Origin of the sequence: Amycolatopsis sp. NPDC051371, from assembly GCF_040682155.1 — a bacterium.
Classification (GTDB): Bacteria; Actinomycetota; Actinomycetes; order Mycobacteriales; family Pseudonocardiaceae; genus Amycolatopsis.
Genome location: NZ_JBFBAG010000019.1, coordinates 13,699 through 34,639 on the forward strand (window position 1 = coordinate 13,699; position 20,941 = coordinate 34,639).

A 20,941-nucleotide genomic window follows, 5' to 3' on the forward strand; every position below is an offset into this window, starting at 1 on the left:
ATCCGGCAAATCCCCGTCCCCCACGAGGAGTCTTCCGATGTCGAGGAAGTTCGCCCTGGCCGGCGCTGTCGCGCTGGCCCTGGCCGTGACACCGATCGCCGCGGGCACCGCGTCCGCCGCTCCGGCCGGCACCCAGCAAGAAGCCGCCGTCACGACCGTTTACTACAGCACGGCCAGCGCGCCGTCGTTCCGCTCGGTGATCAACGCCGGTGCCGCCAACTGGAACCGCAGCGTCACCAACGTCAGACTGGTCGAGCGCAACTCCGGCGCGAGCCTGCGCTACACCGAGGGCAACGACCCCCGCGGGTCCTACGCCTCGACCAACGGTCACGGCAGCGGCACCATCTTCATCGACTACACCCAGGCCCGCCAGTACAACCCGACCCGCATCGCGGCGCACGAGACCGGTCACGCCCTCGGGCTGCCGGACCACTACTCGGGCCCGTGCTCGGAACTGATGTCCGGCGGCGGCCCCGGCCCGTCCTGCACCAACGCGGTGCCGAACTCGGCCGAGCGCAGCCGGGTGAACTCGCTGTGGGCCAACGGCCTCGCGGCGACGAACCAGGCAGGCCAGCAGATCTACGAGACCGTCTACGGCTTCTGATCCAGAGCCTGGACGCGGCCCCGGGGCACTCGCCCCGGGGCCGCGTCTCGGCGGCCGACCCTGACCGGGACGAAATCGGTGATCATCCCGATGGCGCGGCACCCCCGCGTCAATACGGTCAAACCATGCGAAAAGCACTCGTCGCCGGACTCGCCGGCGTCCTCCTGATGTCCTCCGCGGCAGCCGCCACGGCCTCCACGACCCAGCTCGCGCTACCTGCGCCGGCCGGACCTTATGCCGTCGGCAGCACCGATCTGCACCTCGTCGACCACGCCCGGCAGGATCCGTGGGTCGCGGGCACGACGCGGGAGCTGATGGTGACCGTCCGGTACCCGGCGCGGCCCGGCGGCGGCCCGCGGGCGCCCTACATGACGCCGGGGGCCGCGGACATCATCGCGGAGGAAGACGCGCGCCAGCTCGGCATCGACGCCGACCGCCTCGGCTACACCTTTCCCACGCACGCCCGCACCGACGCTCCCGCCGCCGGCGGGCGGCGTCCCGTCGTGCTCTACTCCCCCAGCGCCAAGTACCCGCGTTCGGTCGGCACCACGCTGCTTGAGCAGCTCACGAGCCAGGGTTACGTGACGGTCGCGATCGACCACACCCACGAACCGGCGGCGGTGGAGTTCCCCGGCGGCCGCGTCGAACGGCGGGTCCTGCCGCCGGGCACCGACGGGAAGCTGCTCATCGCCACCCGGGTGGCGGACACCCGGTTCGTCCTCGACTCGCTGGAAACCTTGACCCGCGGCGAAAACCCTGACGCGGCGCTCCCGGCCGGGCTGTCCCTCGACCTGACCAGGGTCGGCATGTTCGGCCATTCCGCGGGCGGGTTCACCACCGGCGAGACGATGGTGTCGGACCCGCGCATCGACGCTGGCGCCGACCTCGACGGCAGCATGGCGTACTCCCAGTCGACCCGCGACTTCGGCCGCGTCGCCGACGAAGGACTCGACCGGCCCTTCCTGCTGCTCAGCGCGGGCAACCACAGCGCGGCGTCCGACGGTTCGTGGCAGGAGTTCCTGAGCCACCAGCGCGGCCCGGTCCGCCAAGCCCACCTGGCCGACGGCGAGCACTTCAGCTACACCGACTACCAGGCGCTGCTCCCCCGGCTCGGCCTCGACTCGGCGTCGGTCGCGCCGTTCATCGGCACCGTCGACGCGGGGCGGAGCATCGCCACGCAACGCGCGTCGCTCGGCGCTTTCTTCGAATGCTTTTTACGCGATTGACGAAATAGTCGATTCCTGGAGACGGGCTTCGCCGGTTTCTCTCCTTGTAGTTCCTCAAGGTGGCCTTCACGAACTTCAGCTCACGACGATCCGGTCGAGGTCCGGCGCCCAGCCGGACGGGTTGCCGAGCCGGATCGTGTTCGCGCCCGCGGTGAGGGTCAGCGTCACCGTGACCGAGCCGACTGTGTCCCACCCGCCCGTGCTCGGAGTGCTGACGGAGACCGCTGCGCCGCCGTTGACGCTCACCGTCAACGACCGCGCCTCCCCCGACGCGTAGAGGATCGTCACCTGGTGCGCGCCTGCCGTGGCACTCACGCTGAACTGCACGAAGTTGGCTGTACCGCCGCCTACGTACCCCACCAGGACGCCGCCGGACGAGTTTCGCACCGCGGCCTGCCCGCCCAAAGTGGCGGACTCGGCCTCGTAGGAACCGCCGGCGCCGGCCATCCGCCAGTACACCGTGTACCGCTGGTGGTGGGTCGCGTAGAACGGCAGCAACGTCACCGCCCCCGTGCTCGCCGTGCCGGTGAAGCGCAGCGGATTCGCGGGATCCTGCGTCAAAGTCGCCGGTTGCAACGTCGGCAGCGCGCTCAGGTTCGTCGAGCCGTACTGGCCGGCGAGCACGATCGCGCCGTACTTCACCGCGCCGACACCGCCGTCGTCGTTGGTACGCGGGAAGGTCAACGACGCCGGGAGCGTCACGTCGACGACGTCCCCGGAAGCCCACGTCCGGTCGATCGTGAAGTACGTGCCCGGTGAAGCGGCCCCTTGAGCCACGCCGTTGACCTTCACCACGGCCCCCGAGGTCCAGCGGGGAATCCGGATCTTCAGCGCGATATGCCCGGCGCCGGAGATCGTCAACCGGGTGCCGGACGACGCGGGGAACGTCGTGTCCTGCCGGACCGTGATCCCCCGGCCCGGCCAGGTCAGGACCGACGCGATGAACAGGTTCACGTACAACGTCTCGCCGTTGGAGAAGTAGATGCTGTCGGCGAACTTCGTCTGCGACTCCATGCCGGTGCCGTGGTCGCAGGTGAAGTCGTTGTAGTCGTTGGCGTACGTCTTGATCCCGCCGGCGCGCAACGGCGTGTAGTACGTGACGAACCCGTGGCTCGAGCTCGGGTCCTGTTCGCCGAGGATCTGGTTGAACAGCGCCAGCTCGTAGTAGTCCATGTACTCGGGCGCCGGGCTGGTGAAGAACAGCTGACGGGTCAGCTTGAGCATGTTGTAGGTGTTGCAGACCTCGCACGTGCTGTCCGAGAGCCGGCTCGCGATCGCGTCCGGGGTCTGGAAGTACTCGCCGTCCGAATTGCCGCCGATGACGTACGTGTGGTGGTCCAGGACGATCCGCCAGAAGTTGACGGCGATGTCCCGGTAGCGGGTCGTCCCGGTCGCGTGGTACTCGCGCAGCGCGCCGAGGATCTTGGGGATCTGGGTGTTGGCGTGGAACCCCGACAGGCGATCCTGGTTCGCGGCCAGCGGGTCGAGGATCTGCGCGTGGTCGAACCGCCGGGCCGTGGTCAGGTGGTTCGCGTCGCCGGTGACCTGGTACAGGTTGGTGAGCACCTCCGGCATCCCGCCGAACTCGGTCCGCAGCACCTGCTGCATCTGGGTGGTCGACAGCGGATCCGTGCGCGTCTTCGTCCAGGCCGCCGTGCGCACGAGGACGTCGAGGGCCTGCTGGTTGCCGGCCAGGAGGTACTGGTCGAGCAGCCCGGCCATGATCTTGTGCAGCGTGTAGTACGGCGCCCACACCGACTGGCCGATCTCCAGCCGGTCGAAGAAGTTCTCCGGATACGCCGAGAGGTAGCCGGCGTGGAAGCCACGTCCCGGCGACGCCGCCTGGCACGCGGCCAGGGCGTTGACCAGGTAATCGCCCTTGGTCTTGTACGCGGTGTCGCCGGTGTTCGCGTACGCCTGGGCCAGCCCGGAGAGCAGGTGGCCGGTCGAGTGGCCCCGCAGTTCCGTCGTGGGGCTTTCCCAGCCGCCGCACGGCTGGGCGGAGCTGGCGATCCCGGCGTTGGTCCGGAACGTGTGCAGCAGGCGGTCGGCGTCGACGAACCGGAAGTACGCCAGCTGGCGGTTCATGTTGTCGAGGAACGGGCCGGCCTGCAGCCGCACCGCACCCAGCGGGAACGGGAACACCGAGACGCCGATGTCGGGACGCGCGGCCGCGGCGGCGGTCCCGGCCAGGGCGGGGGTCAGGGCCGCGGTCGCCGAGAGCGCGCCCACGGCCTTGAGGAGGAGGCGGCGGTCGAAGGAGGGTTCACGCATCATCGAGCCTTTCCCGGGGAGCCGGGGTGCGCCGCGGGCACGGCGCACCCCGGGGAGGTTCAGCCGGCGAGGGAGATGGTCACCGTGTTCGCGCTCGCGGTGACCGTGTGCGTGGCGGAGCTGTAGGTGCCGCCGCTGACCGAGTTCACGCCGGTCGAGAAGAAGACCGGCAGCTGGATGGAGACCGCGCCGCCGGGCGGGGTGCCCGACAGCGTCACCGTGACGACCCGCGCGCCGCTGGAGCCGCTCACCGCGAGGGAGACCCCGTAGGTCGACCGACTGCCGGAAGCGACGTCGTAGGTGTTGGTCAGGTTGCCGACCGAGATCGTCTGGCCGGGCGTGAGCCAGGCGTTCGGCACGCCGCGTCCGAGGTAGAGCGGCCGGGTGAACGTGTACGGCCCGGAGCCGCTCGAGGCCAGACCTTCCGCAACCAGGGACTCCAGCAGGCCCTGCTGCTGCCCGGCGATCGGCCACGCGTACGGGCACGCACCGAACTGCGGGCCCGCGTGGCTGCCGATCCACGGGTTGGCCGTGCTCGGCCCGCTGCCGTTGGCCTCCCACCAGGCGTTCGGGCCGCCGGTGGTGGTCTTCAGCTGCCACGCGTAGCTGGTGATCGGCAGGTCCCGGTAGGTGTTCGAGAACAGCCCGTCCGAGGAGTACGACGTGTTGTACGCCGTCGAGTACCCGTTGAACGCCCCGAAGGTCGGGAACGGGTAGCCGTTGGACGACAGCCGGTTGAAGCCCCACTGGTACATGCGGTCGATCTGGCCGGGATCGCCCATGATCCCGGTCAACGCGCCGCCGGAGAGCGTCGTCGACCACTGGTTCTGACCGACCCAGCCCGGCGAGGCCCAGTTCGCGTCGTTGAAGGTGTTGCAGCGGTTGGCGCTGTTCGGCTTGTCCACCTCACAGGGCAGGTAGGTGAAGCCGTTGGTCGACTGGTTACGGCCCACCACCGTGTTCAGCGCGTTCAGCAACGACGTGTAGGCGCCGTTCGCCCACGTCGCTTCGGCGGTCTGACCGAGCTTCGTCGCGATGTACTTGTACGACGCCAGCATCTGCAACGCCGAGAAGTTGCTGAACAGCCAGCGTCCGGTCGAGTCGTTGTCGAAGTTGGTCTTCAGCGTGCCGTCCGAGGCGAGCTGGGCCGGGTACTTGACGCGGGCGATCGTGTACAGACTCGGCCCCCACGTGCTGGGATCGTCGTGGAAGTACTGGCCGACGAACGCGGTGTCGTTCGTCTTCGCCAGGTACGTCGCCCAGGTGCCCATCGTCTTCCAGACGCCGTCCCAGTACCAGTTGGCGCCGACCTCATCCCAGTTGTCCTGTTCGGAGATCCGGGCGGTGAGCAGCAGGTTCCGCGCGTCCCGGAAGTCGCCGGTCTCGAACTTGGCGGTGAGCTCGCCGGGCACGTCGTGGTTGAGGATCCAGTTGTAGTTGTTGGCGCCGGAGAACTGCGCCTTGCCGACCTGCATGATCAGGTTGTAGATCGTGCCGGCCTTGTAGGCGTTGGTCATCGCGGTGCCGGGGTTCGCCAGGTTGCCGGTGTTGGGCAGGGTCGTGTTCGGCAGGCCGAAGGTGTTCGTTTCGGCCAGCCGCGAGTTCCAGTACGACGTCATTTGGTTGTACGCGGTGTCGTAGTTCGGCGCGTTCGACGACAGCGTCGAACCGGTCGGAAGCGCTACACCGCTGCCGAAGTTGTCGACCGCCACCACGAAGTCGTGATTGCTCGTCTGCCCGGCGGCGACGGTGTCCGAACCGGACGACGTCAGCCGGACGAGGTTCGGGCCCGAGCCGCCCGGCGGGACTGTCACCGACGCCGAGCCGTTGTTCTTGATCGACACCCGCGTGTACGCGAGCAGGACCGCGCTGCCCGTTGATGGTGACCTTGTCGGCGAAGTTCTTGATCGTGATCCCGACGGTGCCCGACGTGCGGGTGGTTGTCATCGCCGGCAGGTAGCCGTTGTCCTCCGTCCACTGCACCGACTGCGCGCCCGGGTTTCCGCCGTAGGTGTAAGCACTGAACGAATACATCGCGCCGCATAGGCCGTTATACGTCGTGGGTACACCGCGGGCGAAGAACGAGCCGGACAGGTAAGTGGAAACGGGCCAGTAGTTGCCGTCCCACCCGATCGCCGTCGTGTTCTGGAAACCCTGGCCGTACGGATCGTCGGGCGTCTGGAAGTTCGTCCCGTACGACCGCGGCAGCCCGGAGTTCTTGCACGCGTTCGGCGCGAGGTTCGGGATGCCCTGGTACGCATCGGACGTGCCCGGGGTGAAACCCGGCAGGCGCCACGCGGTGCTCGAGCCGGAGCACGGCAGCTGGACGAGCGCGTTGTTCGCGGGGACGACGCACTTGCCCGAGCTGACGGCGACGACGCTGAACGTGTTCGTGGCCACCGACTGCAGCCGGAACTGCTGGTTGGTGCCCGAGTGGCACGCGTACTGGATCACCGCGGCGTTGTCCGCGGTGGACGCGCCGAAGATGTCCACGCAGCTGCCGGAGGTGAACGTGCCGATCGTGTAGGCGTCCCCGGACGCCGGGGTGAACGTGAACGACTGGCCGGCGCCGGAGGTGCACGCCGTCTGGGTCAGCTGGACGGCGCTGGTGGAGTCGGGCACGGTGGCGCAGGTCCCGGTGGCCGGGTTGACCATCGTGCTGGTGAACGTGGCCGCGGCGTTCGCCGGGACCACCACGGCTGCGCCGGCCACCAGCAAAGCGGCTAAGAGCACTGGACGTCTCATCGGGTTTCTCCCCGCTCAGAAGAGGAAGGAGCCGTACGGGCCGTTGAGGATCGCGGTCTTCTGGCTCGGGCTGAAGTGCGTGTTCGGGTAGTCGTAGAACGACGCCGACATCGGCGTCCCGTCGGTCGAGGTCGAGTCCGGCAGGCCGAAGGCGTGGCCGAGCTCGTGCACCATGCCGCCGTACCAGCGGTTCATCGGGCCGTTGATCCCGGCGGCACCGTCGGCGTCGTGCTGGCAGAGGATCACCCAGCCGCCACCCCCGCCGCCGCCCGCGCCCTGGCCTTCGGCAATGACCTCGCCGACGTTGATCCACCGGCTGTCCGGCGCGTGCACGTCGAACCGCCGCAGGAGCTCTTGCTGCATGTTGAAGACGGCCCACCAGTAGCGGTCGCTGCCGTTGGGCGTGTTCTCGTACCAGCTCTTGACGTGCTCGCCGGTGACGACCTGCACCACCGGCTCGGCCAGCCGGAACGTCTTGCCGAGTTCCTGCCCGTAGTACCGCTGGGCTTCGCGCAGCACGTTCGCGATGCCGTCCGGGTAGCGCTGGTCGAACGGCACGTCGGACGGCCGCAGCAGCCACACCCGCACGGTCTTCTCCGCCGGGTTCTGACTCGGGTAACCGGCCAGCCGCCATGCGCTCGCCGAGGCGCACGGCAGCTGGACGAGCAGGTTGTTCACCGCCCTGACACACTTGCCCGAGCCGACCGCCACGAGGGCGAAGACAGTTCCCGAGGCCTGGACCCGGAACTGCTGGTTGGTCCCGGAGTGGCACGCGTACTGGATCACCGCGGCGTTGTCCGAAGTGGACGCGCCGGAGATGTCCAGGCAGCTCCCGGACGTGAAGGTGCTGATGGTGTAGACGTCACCGGACACCGGGGTGAATCGGAACGACTGCCCGGCGGACGAAGTGCAGCTCGACTGGGTCAGCTGCACCGCGCTGTTCCCGTTGGGCACGGTCGCGCAGTTTCCGTTGGCCTGGTTGACGACCGTGCTGGTGAAGGCCGTCGCAGCCTGCGCGGTGCCCATGGAGAGCAAGCCGGCCACGAGGCACACCACCACGACGGCGGCCAGCCGTGCCACGTCACACGCATGCCGAAATAGCGGACGCGTCATCGAGTCCTCGCATTCTTCGGTTGTTAGCGTTAACAGTGTGGGCCGGGTGCGCTCCCGTGTGCCGTTCCGGTGGTTCAGTTCAGCTGGAGGTAGTCGAGCTCGGCGTAGCCGGTGCCGCCGGCGAAGAACGGCGCGCCCTTGGCCAGCCGGATCGTGTTGTAGCCCGTGTGCAGGTTCACCGACGTCGAAACCGTGCCGAACCGACCCCACCCGGCGGTCGGCGGGTAGCTGACCGTCGACCAGCCACCGCCGTTGTAGGCCAGGCCCTGCGTCGACGTCGCTCCCGTGCCGTTCGCGTACCCGATGGTCATCGTGTAGGCGCGGGCGCTCGGGACGTTCACGATGAAGTCGACGTAGCTGTCGTTGCGCGGGTCACCGCTGTTGTCGATGCGGCCGACGTAACCACTGTTGGACGCGGTGGAACTCGACAGCCGTTGCGCGCGGAACACCGACGCGTTCTCGGCCTCGTACCGCTGCTGGTAGACGGGCACACCGCTGGTCGGTTCGACGACCAAGTGGTAAGCGCTGGTCGCGGACATGTTCGCCACCGGCACCGTGATCTGTCCATTCGCGACGGTGTAGGTCGAGGTGGACAGCACGGTCGGCGCGGACACCGCCGTGAACCGCCCCGACGACGGCGTCGACTCCAGGGTGACGCGGACCGTGCCGCTGAGCCCGGTCACCCGCACCGAGTTGCTCCCCGCCTCGTCACCGAACACGACGTCGACGCGTTTGCGCGTCGAGTCATAGGCGGCGAAACCGTCCAATCCGGACTGGGCGGGCGGCGTCGTGCTCACCATCGAGCCCGCCATATCGCCGTACCACTTGTAGAGCCACCACGTCCCGGTCGGCTGGGTGTTGTTGACGACCAGGCCGTTCACGGTCCCGTACTCGTACCAGAACGCCCGGTCGGCGGCCGCCACCCCGGCGCGCTCCAGCTTCGAGACGTAGTTCGCGACGCGCCCGGGGACATCGACCTCGTCCGTCCACGCGTACTCGTTGATGAAGATCTGCCGCGGGCTGATGCCGAGCGACGACTCCAGGGACCGGTACGCGGCGACGTCGGCGGCGATCGACGCGCTGCTGTGGCCCAGCTCGTGCCAGACGACGACGTCCGGCACGGTGTTCGTGCTCTTCGCCGCGGTCAGGAACGTCCGCATCCGGTCGGTGTTCCAGCTCGAGTACCCGGGCCCGGCGACGGGCGTGATGGTGTCGCGGGTCCGGATCCGCTGCACGGTCCGCGCCCAGCCGGCGTTGAAGTCGCCCGCCGCGGCGGTGTTCCAGGTGCCGTCGGGCTCGTTCCAGATCTCCCACGCGGCCACGTTGCTCACCGAAGTGGCCGCGAGCCGCTTCGAGACCATCGTGTCCACTTTGGCCAGCCAGTCGTCCCAGCTCACCCACTTGTACGGGAAGTCCGGGTAGATGTCCGGCATCCGGATCACCTGCGCGGCGCCGACGCGGTCCGCCTGCGGCGCGATCTTCAGCGCGTCGCCGCCGGGCGGCTGGCCGTTCGGCTTCTGGCCGACGTCCGGCGGCGGCTGGGTGAGGGTGTTCAGCTTGAGGGGCAGCAGCGTCGAATCCGCCGGCCGGTTGTTCTCGGCCAGCGCGTAGAGGCCGCCGGCGACGGCGTGCGTGACCGGCCGGAACGGCGCCGCGGCGTTCACCACGAGGGTGTGCCCGGCGGCCTGCGCCGGAGCCACCACCGTGAGGGCGGTGAGAACGGCGACCGCGAGCGCGAGCGTGCGTCGTGACAGTAGTGTCATCGGAACCTCGATCCTGTCGGGGACGGGTCACTCCGTGGTGGCGACCGGGATCCAGACCCGCATCGGGCCGGGAGTCCGGTTGCCCCACAGGAAGTACGGGATCGCGATCAGTTCGACCGGCTCGCCGGGCCCGGCGGCACCGGCGCCGTACAGCTCCTCGGACGCGGGTGCCTCGACAGAACCCCGCGCGGTGAGGGTCACCGGGACGTCCGGCGACTGCCCCTCGGCGAGCCGCTCGGCCGGGTCGATCCGGACGTCTTCCAGCGTGACGCCGCCGGGGAGGTCGGCCTGCTCCAGGCAGTAGACGAGCGGCCCGCGCGTGACGGCGACGCAGCCGCGCACGGCGTCGATCCGCGGGTGCGGCCGGACGATGCGAGCGGGCATCGGCAGCTCCAGGGTGACCGTGGCGCCGGCGGACCAGTCGCGGCGCACCTCGGCGTAGCCGTCGCGGACGTCGGCGGGCGCGCCGTCGACCAGCGCGCCGGACGCCCAGCCCGGGATGCGCAGGGCCAGCGTCAGCGCCGCGTCGGTCGTCACGGTCAGCTCGATCCGGCCGTCCCACGGGTACTCGGTGCGCGTGACGATCCGCACGTCGGCACCGTCCACAGTGGTCCGGAGCGTCCCGGCGGCATAAAGGTGCATCTGCAGGCCACCGTGGTCGGTGGTCGCCACGTACCCGGACAGCGACGAGACCAGCCGGGCCAGGTTGGGCGGGCAGCAGGCGCACGAGTACCACGGCAGGCGCTGCGACGGCGCGTCCTCGTGCGAGCCGTCGTGGCCGGTGCGCAGGTGCAGCGGGTTGGAGTAGAAGAAGTGCGTGCCGTCCATCGCGGTCGAACCCGCGATCACGTTGTACAGCGCGCCTTCCATCTCGTCGGCGTACTTGCGCTCGCCGGTGGCCAGCAGCAGCCGCCAGTTCGCCTGGAAGCTCGCGATCCCGGCGCAGGTCTCGCCGTACGCGCGGTCGGGCGGCAGCTCGTACGGGTCGCCGAACGCCTCGTCGCGGTGCCGCGAGCCCTGCGCGCCGGTGAGGTAGGTCTTCGCGCCGAACGCGTCGGCCCACACGCGCCGGGCGGCGTCGAGCAACGAGTCGTCGCGGGTCTCGACGGCGACGTCCACGACGCCGGCCAGCAGGTAGAGCTGGCGCACGACGTGCCCGGCGACCTCGTCGGCTTCCCGGACGGGCACGTGGTCCTGCAGGTACCGCGGGCCGAACCGCTCGCCGTCGATCAGGCCGTGCCCGCGCAGGTCGAGGAACCGCCGCGCCAGGTCCAGGTACGGGCGGTGCCCGGTCACCCGGTACAGCTCGGCCAAGGCCGTCTCGATCTCCGGGTGCCCGTCGACGTCGTCGACGACCGAAAACCGCTCGACGATCAGGTCCGCGAAGCGCCGGGCGACCGTGACGAGCTGGGCGCCCACCCCGGCCCGCGCGGCGGCGACCGCGGCCTGGATCAGGTGTCCCGCGCAGTACAGCTCGTGGCTCCAGTGCAGTTTCCGCCACCGCAGCTCGGGCTTGTCGACGGCGAAGTACGAGTTCAGGTAGCCGTCCTCCCCCTGCGCCTTCGCCACCAGCGCGGCGGTGGTGTCGAGGAACGCGCGCAGCTCGGCGTCGTCCGGGGTCCGGCCGAGCTGCCAGGCGGCGGCTTCGAGGGTCTTGTAGACGTCGGAGTCGGCGAACCACATGTTCCGCCGGCCGGCTTCGACCTCGCCGGTGACGCGCCGGAGGTTGTCCATCGCCCCCGCGGCGTCGAGCTGGTCGACGCAGTGGGGCAGGGTCCGGGTCGCGTTGCGCTCCTGCCAGCGGCCGAGCAGGCTGTCCGGCTCGAAGGTGACGGCACCGAGGAAGAGGGGCCGCAGAGCGGACATCGCGGCGGACGTAGGGTGGGCGGGGCCGAGGATGCGTTCGGTCATCGGGTGCTCCTGTCGCGCCGTTGAATGGTTCAGCCCTTGAGGGCTCCCGAGGTGAAGCCGCGGAGGTAGTACCGCTGCAGGACGAGGAAGACCGCCACGCACGGCAGGGCGGAGACCACCACTCCCGCTTGCAGGGCCCCGAAGTCGACCGAGCCGAGGCTGCCGGACTGCAGGTTGAACAGGGCGACGGGCAGCGTGAACTTCTCGCCGTCGGTGAGGAAGATCAGCGGCGCGACGAACTCGTTCCACGCCGCCAGGAACGAGAACAGCGCGATGGTGACGACGCCGGGCAGCACCCCGCGCAGCAGTACCCGGCGCAGCGCGCCGCCGATCGAGCAGCCGTCGATCAGCGCCGCTTCCTCGAGCTCGATCGGCAGCGCTTCGAAGGAGTTGCGCATCATGAACAGCCCGAACGGCAGCTGGAGCACGGCCATGACCAGGCCCAGCCCGATGAGGGAGTTCTGCAGGCCGAGCCAGCCGAGCAGGATGTAGAGCGGCACCAGGATCGTCGTGTAGGGCACCATCAGGATGGCCAGGGTGACCAGGAACAGCAGGTTGCGTCCGGGGAAGGCGAGCCGGGCCATGGCGTAGCCGCCGAGGGTGGTCGTCACGACGGTGACGCTCACCGCGACGAGCGCGACGACGGTCGTGTTGAGCAGGTAGGTGCCGAGGCCGGTGCCGTACTCGGCGAGCCGCCGGTAGTTGTCGGTCCCGGAGTCGCCGGCCTCCCGCCCGGTCAGCGACGAGTAGAGCGTCCACAGCAACGGCAGCAGGAACAGCACGGCCAGCGCCGCGCTCGTGACGTACCGGCCCGCATTCCGGATCACCGTCCCTCCCGGCGGATCAGGCGCAGCTGCGCGACGTTGAGGACGATGAGCACGGCGAGCGTCGCGACCGACACCGCGGCGGCCCGGCCCAGATCCTGCGACAGGAACGCCTCGCGGTAGATGTCGATGACGACCGTGGCGGTGTCGTGCCGGCCGCCGGTCAGGATGAAGAACTGGTCGAACGCGAGCAGCGAGCCGGTCAGCGACAGCACCGCCGCGAGCGCGAGCGTCGGGCGCAGCAGCGGCAGCGTCACCCGCCAGAGGATCTGCCACCGGGTGGCGCCGTCGATGCGCGCGGCCTCGTACAGCGCCGGGTCGATGCTCTGCAGGCCGGTCATCAGGATGAGCATGTAGAACCCGGCGAACCGCCAGGTGATCATCCCGACGGTCGAGCCGAGCGCGCTGCCGCCCGAGCCGAGCCAGTCCACGCGGCCGAAGCCGAGAGTGTCCACCAAGTGGTTGAGCGCGCTCGAGTCGGTGTTGAACAGCCCGTAGAACAGCAGGCTGGTCGACGCGAGCCCGACCGCGCTGGGCAGGAAGAACACCGTCCGGGCCACGCCGGTGCCGGGCCGGTCGTGCTGCACCAGCAGCGCCAGCCCGAACGCGACGACGCCGAGCACCACGGTCGTGACCAGCGTGTACTTCACCGTGAACCCGACCGCGCGCAGGAACAGCGGGTCGCTCAGCGCGTCGTAGTTCTCGACGCCGTTGGGTGCCGAGACGCCGACCAGCGGCCAGTGGTTGACCGACATCCACAGCATCAGCCCGAGCGGGATGACGAAGAAGACCGCGACGAGCACGGCCATCGGGGTGGCGTAGGCGAGGCCGAGCCGGCGCCGGTTCCGGGCGATCGAGCCGCGACGGCGGGGTGCCGGCGCCGGGGTCTCCGGCGCCGGTGCCCGCGAGGACAAGAGCGACACCATCGTCAGCTGCCGCCGGCGAGGGATTCGGTGACGGCCGCGTTGTGCTGCTTCAGGATCGAGCCGACGTCACCGCCGCCGAACACCGCGTCGATCACCGTCGCGGTCCAGGGACCGTTGGTGTCGTTGAACGTCTTGCCGAAGTTGACCGAGATCGGCGTCTGGCCCTGGCCGGCGAGCCGGTTGAACACCCCGAGCCGCGGGTCCTGCTTGGCGTAGGTGTTGTCGGCCAGGTCGGACCGGACGGTGATGTTCTTGCTCTTGGCGACGACGTCGACCTGGGCCGCATCCGACAGCGTCCAGGCGATGAAGTCCCACGCGGCCGCGGCGTGCTGGCTGTTGCTGCCGATACCGACGACGTCCCCGCCGACGAACGACGAGCTGCCGCCGGTCAGGCCGGGGATCGGCGCGACGCCGACCTGCAGGTCCGGCCCTTCCTTCATGCCCTGCAACGCGGTCGCGCCCATCGGCTGGATGCCGATCTTGCCGTCGAGGAACGGCTGGGTCCACGTCGGCCCGGATTCGTTCTTCGCCGACGCCGGCACGACGCCGTCGGTGTAGAGCTGCCGCAGCAGCGAGTAGACCTGGGCGGACTGCGGGCTGTCGAGCGTCGCCGCGGTGCCCTGGTCGTTGAGCACCGTGCCGCCGGAGGCCCAGATCATCGGCCAGCTCGTGAACAGCTGGCAGCCCGGGCAGGCGCCGCCGAAGAAGTAGCCCTTGGTGTCGCCGCCGAGCGCGGCGATCTTGCGGGCCGCGGCGAGCACTTCGTCCATGGTGGCGGGTGGTTTCTCGGGGTCCAAGCCGGCGCGGGTGAAGAGCACCTTGTTGTAGAACATCGCGGACAGGTCGATGTCGTGCGGCAGCGCGTAGTGCTTGCCTTCGAAGGTCGCCGCCTTCATGTGCGCCGAGGCGAGGGAACCCTTGAACGGCAGCTGGTTCACGCGGTCGGTGAGGTCGAGGAACAGGCCCTTGGCCGCGTAGTTCGGCGCGTAGACGACGTCGGCGGCCAGCAGGTCCGGCAGCTGCCGCGCGCCCGCGGCGGTGCCGACCTTCTGCTGGTAGGAGTCGGCCGGGAAGACCGTCAGCTTCACCTTGTTCTTGTGGCTCGCGTTGTAGGCGTCGATCAGCGTCTGGCTGAAGGTGGCCGTCGGCGACCGGGTCCACATGGTGATCGTGGTCCCGTCGTCCACGCCGGCGGTGTCGCCGGCCGCCGCCCCGGACGGCCCGCTCTGGCAGGACGCGAGGACGAGCACGCCCGCGATCGCGGCCGCGAGCCTGGTTCGGATGTGCGAAGTCATCGACTCTCCTAACGGGAGGCCGCCGCCTGTGAACGTCGAGGAGCGAAGCGAGGCGGTATCCGGGAAAACTCGGAAACCGGTTGCCGAATCAAGTTAGGCTCTTCGTCGCGGGCTCGTCAAGCGCCGTTTGCACCACAGCATCGGCATTGCTGGTGGTCGTCGCTCGTGGCCGGAGGTACTGTGCCACCATGCCCCCGAGGAAACTTTCGGAAACTCCCGGAAACGTCGCCAAGCCGGCCACGATCAGCGAGGTCGCACTGCTGGCCGGCGTCTCGGTCGGCACGGCGTCGAAGGCGCTCAACGGCCGCGGGTCGCTGCGCGCGGAGACCAGGCAGCGCGTGCTGTCCGCCGCCGAGCAGCTGGGCTTCCAGCCCAACCGGGCCGCCGTCACCCTCAACTCGGGCCGCACCTACACCGTCGGCATGATCACCACCGACACGATCGGCCGGTTCAGCATCCCGCTGATGATGGGCGCGGAGGACGCGCTGGGCGCCGGCGAGATGTCGGTCTTCCTCTGCGACGCCCGCGACGACCCGATCCGCGAGCAGTACTACCTGCGCACGCTGCTGTCCCGCCGGGTCGACGGCATCATCGTCACCGGCCGCCGGACCCAGGCCCGCCCGCCGATCGGCGCGGCCCTGCCCATCCCCGTCGTGTACGCGTTCATCAGCTCGGCCGACCCGCACGACTGTTCCGTCGTGCCGGACGAGGCGGGTGGGGCTCGCAAGGCCGTCGAGCACCTCCTGGCCACCGGACGCCGTCGCATCGCCCACGTCACCGGGCCTGAGCACCACCATTCGGCGACGGTGCGCGCGACCGCGGCCGTCGAGCGGCTCGCCTCGGACGGCCTGGATCTCGTCGGCGCGCCGATGTTCGGCGAGTGGAGCGAGGCGTGGGGCCGGCAGGCGGTCCGGATGCTGCTCGGCGCGGGTTCTCCGTTCGACGCGGTGTTCTGCGGCAGCGACCAGATCGCCCGCGGCGTCGCCGACGCCCTGCAGGCGGCCGGCCGGCGCGTCCCCGACGACGTCGCGCTGGTCGGCTTCGACAACTGGGACGTCATGGCGCTGGCCTGCCAGCCGCCGCTGACCAGCGTCGACATGGAACTGGAGACACTCGGGCGGACCGCCGCCGACCTGCTGCTGGCGGCGATCAACGGCTCACCTTCTCCCGGCCCGCACACGCGGCCGTGCCGGCTGGTGATCCGCGACTCGACCGCGTAGGTCACCGCCGGGTCCACTGCTGGTTGGCCCCGCCGCCGCAGGCCCAGAGGATGATCTTCGTGGCGTTCGCGGTGCCGGCGCCGCTCGCGTCCAGGCACAGCCCCGACACCGCGTTCGTGATGGTGCCATTCGCGTTCAGGGTCCACTGCTGGTTGCGCTGGCCGTTGCAGTCCCAGATGACGACCGCGGTGCCGTTCGTCGTGCCGCTGTCGTAGGCGTCCAGGCATTTGGTGCCGTTGACGACGAGCTGCCCGCGCGCCGGCGTCCACGTCTGGTTCGGCCCGGCGGCGCAGTCCCACAGCTGGGCCTGGACGCCGTTGGTGATGCTGTTGTCGTCGACGTCGAGGCACCGGTTCGACTGCGTGCCCACCACCTGGACGCCAGTGGTGCCGGGCAGCGGCAGGATCGCGACGTCGGTGAGCTGCGGTGGCGTGCCCGTGAACGTCAGGGTGTTCGTGCCTTTGCCCAGGGACACGACGGCGGAGACGGCCTTGGCCGCTCCCCCGGTCGCCGGGAACTTCAGGACGGTCGGCTGCTGGCCGTTCACCGCGAGGGGCGGCGTCTGCGTGGTGGTCGCGCTGTAGGTGAAGGTCGCGACGGCCAGACCCGTTGCGGCAGCGGAAAACGTCGTGCCGTGCGTCGATGCGGCGTCGGTGCCCTGGACGGTCAGCAGCACCGAGTCGTTGGCCGGGACGCTCACGCTGTAACCGTTGGCGTAGTTGCCTTTGTCGCCGGCGGTCCAGAGGTTCCGGACCTTCGCTTCGGTCGGGGTGAGTCCGAGGTCGGCCCAGCGCGCGGTCATCGTCGCGGCCGACGACGTCCGGTTCAGCAGCAGGACCGCGCGCTTGCCCGATCCACTGAGGACCTTGCCGTAGACCTGGAGACCGGCGACGTCCTCGGCGACCTTCACCCCTTGCAGGCCGCGGGAGTCCTGGTCGACGGCGATGACCTCACGGTTCTTCAGGATCGACGCCGTTTCCGCGCTCATCGTCGCGAGATTGTTGCCGGCGAGCAGCGGCGCGCCGGAGACCGCCCACATGCCCATCTCGGTGCGACCCTGCGCTGCGGTCAGCCCGGGCATGCCGACGGTGAGCATGTCGGGGTCGTTGACGTATCCGGTGTGCTGCGAGACGGGGTGCTGCGCCTGGTCGAAGTTGGTCAGCGCCTGCGGGAGGGTCGCCGTCTGGCCGTAGTAGATGATGTCCGTGCTGGTGCGCCACATCGGGGCCATGCCGGCGCCCCAGTTCCACGGGTTCTTCTTGCCCCAGTCGCAGATCGAGAGGGTGAGCGTGCGCCCGGTCTGCGCGGTCGCGGCGCGGTTGGCGTCGCTGATCGCCCGGTAGGTGCTCGCCGGGTCGAGACCCTCGGCGTCGCCGCCGCACCAGTCGACCTTGACGAAGTCGAAGCCCCAGCGCTGGAACTGCAGCATGTCCTGCAGGTAGTGGCCTTCACTGCCGGAGCCCGGTGCCGCGGGGCGGCCGGTCGGGAAGTAGTAGCCGCAGCCGTCGCGCCCGGCGTCGGTGTAGATGCCGGCCTTCAAGCCCTTGCCGTGCAGGTAGTCGGCGATCGCCTTCATCCCGCCCGGCCATTCCGCGTTGTCGACGGTGATGTTCCCGGCTCCGTCGCGGGTTCCCTGCCACCAGCCTTCGTCGATGTTGACGTAGCTGTAGCCGGCGTCCTTCAGACCCGACGACACCAGCGCGTCAGCCTGCGTCTTGATGACGTTGTAGTCGATTTTGGCGGCGAAGGAGTTCCACGACGCCCAACCCATCGCGGGTGGCGAGACCGGGGATTCCGCGGCGCTCGCGGTGCCCGTCCCCAGGAGCGTCCCGGTGAGCAGCAGGAGGATGGACATCGCGTGGCGCAGCTTCATGGCTTCGCTCCGACCTCGTCGTCGAATGTGTTAGCGTTAACATTTTGGGCTAAGGCTGTAGTGTTGACCTCCGGGGGGCTCACGTCAAGGGCGGAAAGTCGGTTGGTGTCGGGGTTCTCAAGATGCGGCTTCGCCGGGGCGTAGGAAATCGGCGCCTCGTGTTGTTGCTTGCTGCTCGGTGCGAGAGCGCCGATTCCCCACGCAACGGTGCCCCTGCCGTGTTCATAGTGGATCACCCCTTCGTGTGATGACCAGGCGTTCGACCACCGGTAATCTTGGTGTGTGGACAGCGAAACGGCGTGGAAAGCAGATGCGGTGGCCCTGGCCGACCGCATCTCCACCCTGCTCACCGTCGCACGGTCCGCCGAGGCCGAGATCGGTTCACTGCTCGCCGAAATCGAGACCCGCGGTGTCATGGAACTCTTCGGCTACCGGTCTGTTGCGCGGCTATTCGAGCACCTCGCCGATGTCCCCAAGGCTGCCGCCGAGACCGTCGTCAAACGAGCCCGAGCCCTCACCTCCAGCCACACCCTCGACGGCACCCCGATCCCCGCCGTCGCTCCCGCCACCGGCGCTGCCGCATTGGACGGTCGGTTGAGCACCCCGATGATCGACACCATCGTCGGTGTGATGACCCAGGTCCCGCTCGAGCACCGCGACGAGGCTGAGCGGCACCTGCTCTCCTTCGCCGAAGACGCCGGACACAAGCAGGTTGCCGCCCTCGGGACACGTATCCTGGCCCACCTCGACCCCGACGGCGCCGCACCCGACGAGACCGAACCCGCCACCCCCAGCCGCGAACTGTCGTTGCGGCGCAAAAGAACCGGGATCTGGGAACTTCAGGGCCGCTTCGACGACGAAACCGGCACCCGAGCCAGTGCCCTCCTGGATTCTCTCGCGCAACGCCGCACCACCGACGAAGGCCCCGACCTCCGCTCCCCGCAGGAACGCTACGGCGACGCGTTCTCCGACGCGATCGACCTCGCGTTGAACTCGCCAGAGTTGCCGACGCAGGCCGGTGAACGAGCCCATGTCATGGTCGCAGTCTCGCTGGAGGACCTGAAGTCCGGCGTCGGCCGGGCCATCCTCGGCGACCTCGGGACAATGTCGGCGGCCGAAGCCCGGATTTACGCGTGTGACTGCAAGCTCATCCCCGCAGTGCTGGGGACGAAGAGCGAACCTCTCGACCTGGGGCACCAGCGACGCTTGGTCTCCACCCCGCTGCGCCACGCGCTGTACCTCCGCGACCGAGGCTGCGCCTTCCCCGGCTGTCACCGCCCACCGCGGCACTGTCAGGGTCACCACGTCCGACATTGGGCTGATGGCGGCCCGACGGAGCTAGGCAACCTGGTTCTGATGTGCGCGCATCACCATCGGCTGTTGCATCGCTCGGGCTGGCAAGTCCGCATCGCGGCCGACGGGTTGCCCGAGTTCCTGCCACCGGTCTTTTTGGACAAGCGCCGAAAACCCAGGCGCAACAACCTCCACCAACCACTGCCGTTCGCGGCGTGAACAACCGAACATGGGAAAGGCCCGCAGCCACCGGCTACGGGCCTACACCCACGCCCCAAGGTGCTACCGGGTCGGCAGCCCCACATCAGCACGGCCACAACATTGACCCAGCACCCGAGGACACACGCCGTCTCCGGCCAGCGCTCACACCGAAGGAGTCAACGCCCGGCCACCCTCACACTGCCGCGGCCACCCGCCAGCGGCACCACATTGCCCCAGCACCCGAGGGCACACGCCGCCTCCCGGCTAGCACTCACGCCGAAGGAGCCAACAGCTCGGCCACCCTCACCCCTGCCGCGGAAACCAACCTCAACCCCAGCAACGACGGCCACCCGCCGGCGCGGCCACAACGTGAACCCAGCTTCCGAAGACACACGCCGCCTGCGGTCTCGGATCCGGCTCAACCCCAGGTCAGGAACCGGTAGTGCAGCCCGGTCGACGACTCCTGCCACTCCCCGGCCTCGTCCGGCGCGCGGCCCACGTCCGGCGCGCGCGTGTCGCCCTCGAAGCTCTCCCGGATCTCCGTCACCACGATCCGGTCCGCGAACGGCAGCGCCGCGCCGTACACCGCCGCGCCGCCGATCACCCAGCAGTCCTCGGACACCGCGCCAAGTGCTCCCGGCAGATCCGGGAACGTCTCCACGCCTTCCTGCGGCGTTCGCGACAGCACGACGTTGCGCCGGCCCGGTAGTGGCCGGAACCGCGGTGGCAACGACTCCCATGTGCGGCGTCCCATGAGGACGGTCGCGCCCGACGTCAGCGTGCGGAAGTGCTTCAGGTCCTCCGGCAGGTGCCACGGCAGCGTGCCGTCGCGGCCGATGACGCCGTTCGACGACTGGGCCCAGACCAGACCGATCACACCGCCACCGGGGCCTTGATGCCGGGGTGCGGGTCGTAGCCGTCGAGCGCGATGTGCTCGTAGGTGTAGTCGAACAGGCTGTCCGCCGGCTTCAAGCTCAGTGTGGGGAACGGCCGCGGCTCGCGGGCGAGCTGCTTGCGGACCTGCTCCTCGTGGTTGTCGTAGATGTGGCAGTCGCCGCCCGTCCACACGAAGTCGCCGACACCGAGCCCCACCTGCGAAGCGATCATGTGCGTCAGCAGCGCGTAGCTCGCGATGTTGAACGGCACACCCAGGAACAGGTCCGCGCTGCGCTGGTACAGCTGGCAGGACAGCTCGCCGTCGGCGACGTAGAACTGGAAGAACGCGTGGCACGGCGGCAGCGCCATCCGCGGGATGTCGGCGACGTTCCACGCCGACACGATGATCCGCCGCGAGTCCGGGTTCTCCCGCAGCGTGCGCAGCACCTCGGCGATCTGGTCGACGTGCCCGCCGTCCGGGGTCGGCCACGACCGCCACTGGACGCCGTAGACCGGGCCGAGGTCGCCGTCCGGCGCGGCCCACTCGTCCCAGATCGTGACGCCATTCTCCCGGAGCCACTCGACGTTCCCGTCGCCGCGCAGGAACCACAGCAGTTCGTACGCGACCGAGCGGAAGTGCACCTTCTTCGTCGTGACCAGCGGGAAGCCGTCGGCCAGGCGGTAGCGCAGCTGGTGCCCGAAGATCGACCGCGTGCCCGTGCCGGTGCGGTCGGCCTTGCGGGCTCCCGTGTCGAGGACGTGACGGAGGAGGTCTTCGTACTGCGTGTCGGGCATGC

16 protein-coding genes and 1 pseudogene are annotated in these 20,941 nt (G+C 69.5%); 5 read left to right on the forward strand and 12 right to left on the reverse strand.

The annotated features are described in order from the left end of the window. The first annotated feature begins 37 nt into the window (after positions 1–37). Together AB0M59_RS23220 and AB0M59_RS23225 are read left to right on the forward strand one after the other, a co-directional pair. A complete protein-coding gene (locus AB0M59_RS23220; protein WP_364618120.1) occupies positions 38–604 on the forward strand; it encodes a snapalysin family zinc-dependent metalloprotease in 567 nt (188 codons plus the stop codon). Positions 605–729: 125 nt separating this feature from the next. Then, a complete protein-coding gene (locus AB0M59_RS23225) occupies positions 730–1,830 on the forward strand; it encodes an alpha/beta hydrolase (RefSeq protein WP_364618122.1) in 1,101 nt (366 codons plus the stop codon). A gap of 75 nt (positions 1,831–1,905) precedes the next feature. Here the strand turns inward: AB0M59_RS23225 and AB0M59_RS23230 are convergent, their stop codons facing one another. The 3 genes and pseudogenes from AB0M59_RS23230 to AB0M59_RS23240 form a co-directional block, all read right to left on the reverse strand. Beyond that, a complete protein-coding gene (locus AB0M59_RS23230; RefSeq protein ID WP_364618124.1) occupies positions 1,906–4,107 on the reverse strand; it encodes a beta-L-arabinofuranosidase domain-containing protein in 2,202 nt (733 codons plus the stop codon). A 56-nt stretch (positions 4,108–4,163) separates the two neighbouring features. After that, a complete protein-coding gene (locus AB0M59_RS23235) occupies positions 4,164–5,948 on the reverse strand; it encodes a hypothetical protein (RefSeq protein WP_364618478.1) in 1,785 nt (594 codons plus the stop codon). A 505-nt stretch (positions 5,949–6,453) separates the two neighbouring features. Beyond that, positions 6,454–6,759, reverse strand: a pseudogene (locus AB0M59_RS23240) (RICIN domain-containing protein); the annotation flags it as partial. On the opposite strand from AB0M59_RS23240, the gene AB0M59_RS23245 reads away from it, so the two are divergent. After that, positions 6,656–6,940, forward strand: a complete 285-nt coding sequence (locus AB0M59_RS23245; protein WP_364618480.1) for a hypothetical protein — start codon at positions 6,656–6,658, stop codon at positions 6,938–6,940. The pseudogene AB0M59_RS23240 and the gene AB0M59_RS23245 overlap by 104 nt on opposite strands. Here the strand turns inward: AB0M59_RS23245 and AB0M59_RS23250 are convergent. The 6 genes from AB0M59_RS23250 to AB0M59_RS23275 form a co-directional block, all read right to left on the reverse strand. Further along, positions 6,865–7,929, reverse strand: a complete 1,065-nt coding sequence (locus AB0M59_RS23250) for an RICIN domain-containing protein (protein ID WP_364618125.1) — start codon at positions 7,927–7,929, stop codon at positions 6,865–6,867. The two genes, AB0M59_RS23245 and AB0M59_RS23250, sit on opposite strands and share 76 nt — an antisense overlap. A 107-nt stretch (positions 7,930–8,036) precedes the next feature. Continuing rightward, on the reverse strand, positions 8,037–9,725 hold the full coding sequence (locus AB0M59_RS23255; RefSeq protein WP_364618127.1) for a carbohydrate-binding protein: 1,689 nt from the start codon (positions 9,723–9,725) through the stop codon (positions 8,037–8,039). Between the two features lie 27 nt (positions 9,726–9,752). Next, on the reverse strand, positions 9,753–11,636 hold the full coding sequence (locus tag AB0M59_RS23260; protein WP_364618129.1) for a beta-L-arabinofuranosidase domain-containing protein: 1,884 nt from the start codon (positions 11,634–11,636) through the stop codon (positions 9,753–9,755). 29 nt (positions 11,637–11,665) lie between these two features. Beyond that, the gene (locus tag AB0M59_RS23265; protein WP_364618131.1) at positions 11,666–12,463 is read right to left on the reverse strand and encodes a carbohydrate ABC transporter permease; all 798 of its coding nucleotides are present in this window, start codon (positions 12,461–12,463) and stop codon (positions 11,666–11,668) included. Beyond that, positions 12,460–13,383: a sugar ABC transporter permease gene (locus AB0M59_RS23270; RefSeq protein WP_364618465.1), complete on the reverse strand. Its 924-nt coding sequence runs from the start codon at positions 13,381–13,383 to the stop codon at positions 12,460–12,462. Before AB0M59_RS23270 ends, AB0M59_RS23265 begins: the two co-directional genes overlap by 4 nt. A 5-nt stretch (positions 13,384–13,388) precedes the next feature. Beyond that, complete coding sequence (locus tag AB0M59_RS23275) at positions 13,389–14,681, reverse strand: sugar ABC transporter substrate-binding protein (RefSeq protein ID WP_364618133.1); 1,293 nt, start codon at positions 14,679–14,681, stop codon at positions 13,389–13,391. Between the two features lie 188 nt (positions 14,682–14,869). Here AB0M59_RS23275 and AB0M59_RS23280 point away from each other — a divergent pair, with 188 nt between their 5' ends. Beyond that, a complete protein-coding gene (locus AB0M59_RS23280; protein WP_364618135.1) occupies positions 14,870–15,901 on the forward strand; it encodes a LacI family DNA-binding transcriptional regulator in 1,032 nt (343 codons plus the stop codon). 1 nt (position 15,902) lies between these two features. On the opposite strand, the gene AB0M59_RS23285 is transcribed toward AB0M59_RS23280, so the two are convergent. Then, complete coding sequence (locus AB0M59_RS23285; protein WP_364618137.1) at positions 15,903–17,774, reverse strand: ricin-type beta-trefoil lectin domain protein; 1,872 nt, start codon at positions 17,772–17,774, stop codon at positions 15,903–15,905. A gap of 282 nt (positions 17,775–18,056) precedes the next feature. Between AB0M59_RS23285 and AB0M59_RS23290 the strand changes: the two genes are divergently transcribed. Next, positions 18,057–19,286: a DUF222 domain-containing protein gene (locus AB0M59_RS23290; protein WP_364618139.1), complete on the forward strand. Its 1,230-nt coding sequence runs from the start codon at positions 18,057–18,059 to the stop codon at positions 19,284–19,286. Between the two features lie 400 nt (positions 19,287–19,686). Here AB0M59_RS23290 and AB0M59_RS23295 read toward each other — a convergent pair whose 3' ends face one another. Next, positions 19,687–20,145 (reverse strand): dihydrofolate reductase, encoded by a 459-nt coding sequence (locus AB0M59_RS23295; RefSeq protein ID WP_364618141.1) that lies wholly within the window; start codon positions 20,143–20,145, stop codon positions 19,687–19,689. Then, positions 20,142–20,939, reverse strand: a complete 798-nt coding sequence (locus tag AB0M59_RS23300) for a thymidylate synthase (protein ID WP_364618143.1) — start codon at positions 20,937–20,939, stop codon at positions 20,142–20,144. Before AB0M59_RS23300 ends, AB0M59_RS23295 begins: the two co-directional genes overlap by 4 nt. Positions 20,940–20,941 lie beyond the last annotated feature (2 nt).

Excerpts from the sequence above, each read along its gene's own strand:
- AB0M59_RS23220 (WP_364618120.1), top strand. The coding sequence starts at position 38 with ATGTCGAGGAAGTTCGCCCTGGCCGGCGCTGTCGCGCTGGCCCTGGCC.
- AB0M59_RS23225 (WP_364618122.1), top strand. The coding sequence starts at position 730 with ATGCGAAAAGCACTCGTCGCCGGACTCGCCGGCGTCCTCCTGATGTCC.
- AB0M59_RS23230 (WP_364618124.1), bottom strand. The coding sequence starts at position 4,107 with ATGATGCGTGAACCCTCCTTCGACCGCCGCCTCCTCCTCAAGGCCGTG.
- AB0M59_RS23255 (WP_364618127.1), bottom strand. The coding sequence starts at position 9,725 with ATGACACTACTGTCACGACGCACGCTCGCGCTCGCGGTCGCCGTTCTC.
- AB0M59_RS23260 (WP_364618129.1), bottom strand. The coding sequence starts at position 11,636 with ATGACCGAACGCATCCTCGGCCCCGCCCACCCTACGTCCGCCGCGATG.
- AB0M59_RS23275 (WP_364618133.1), bottom strand. The coding sequence starts at position 14,681 with ATGACTTCGCACATCCGAACCAGGCTCGCGGCCGCGATCGCGGGCGTG.
- AB0M59_RS23280 (WP_364618135.1), top strand. The coding sequence starts at position 14,870 with ATGCCCCCGAGGAAACTTTCGGAAACTCCCGGAAACGTCGCCAAGCCG.
- AB0M59_RS23285 (WP_364618137.1), bottom strand. The coding sequence starts at position 17,774 with ATGAAGCTGCGCCACGCGATGTCCATCCTCCTGCTGCTCACCGGGACG.
- AB0M59_RS23300 (WP_364618143.1), bottom strand. The coding sequence starts at position 20,939 with ATGCCCGACACGCAGTACGAAGACCTCCTCCGTCACGTCCTCGACACG.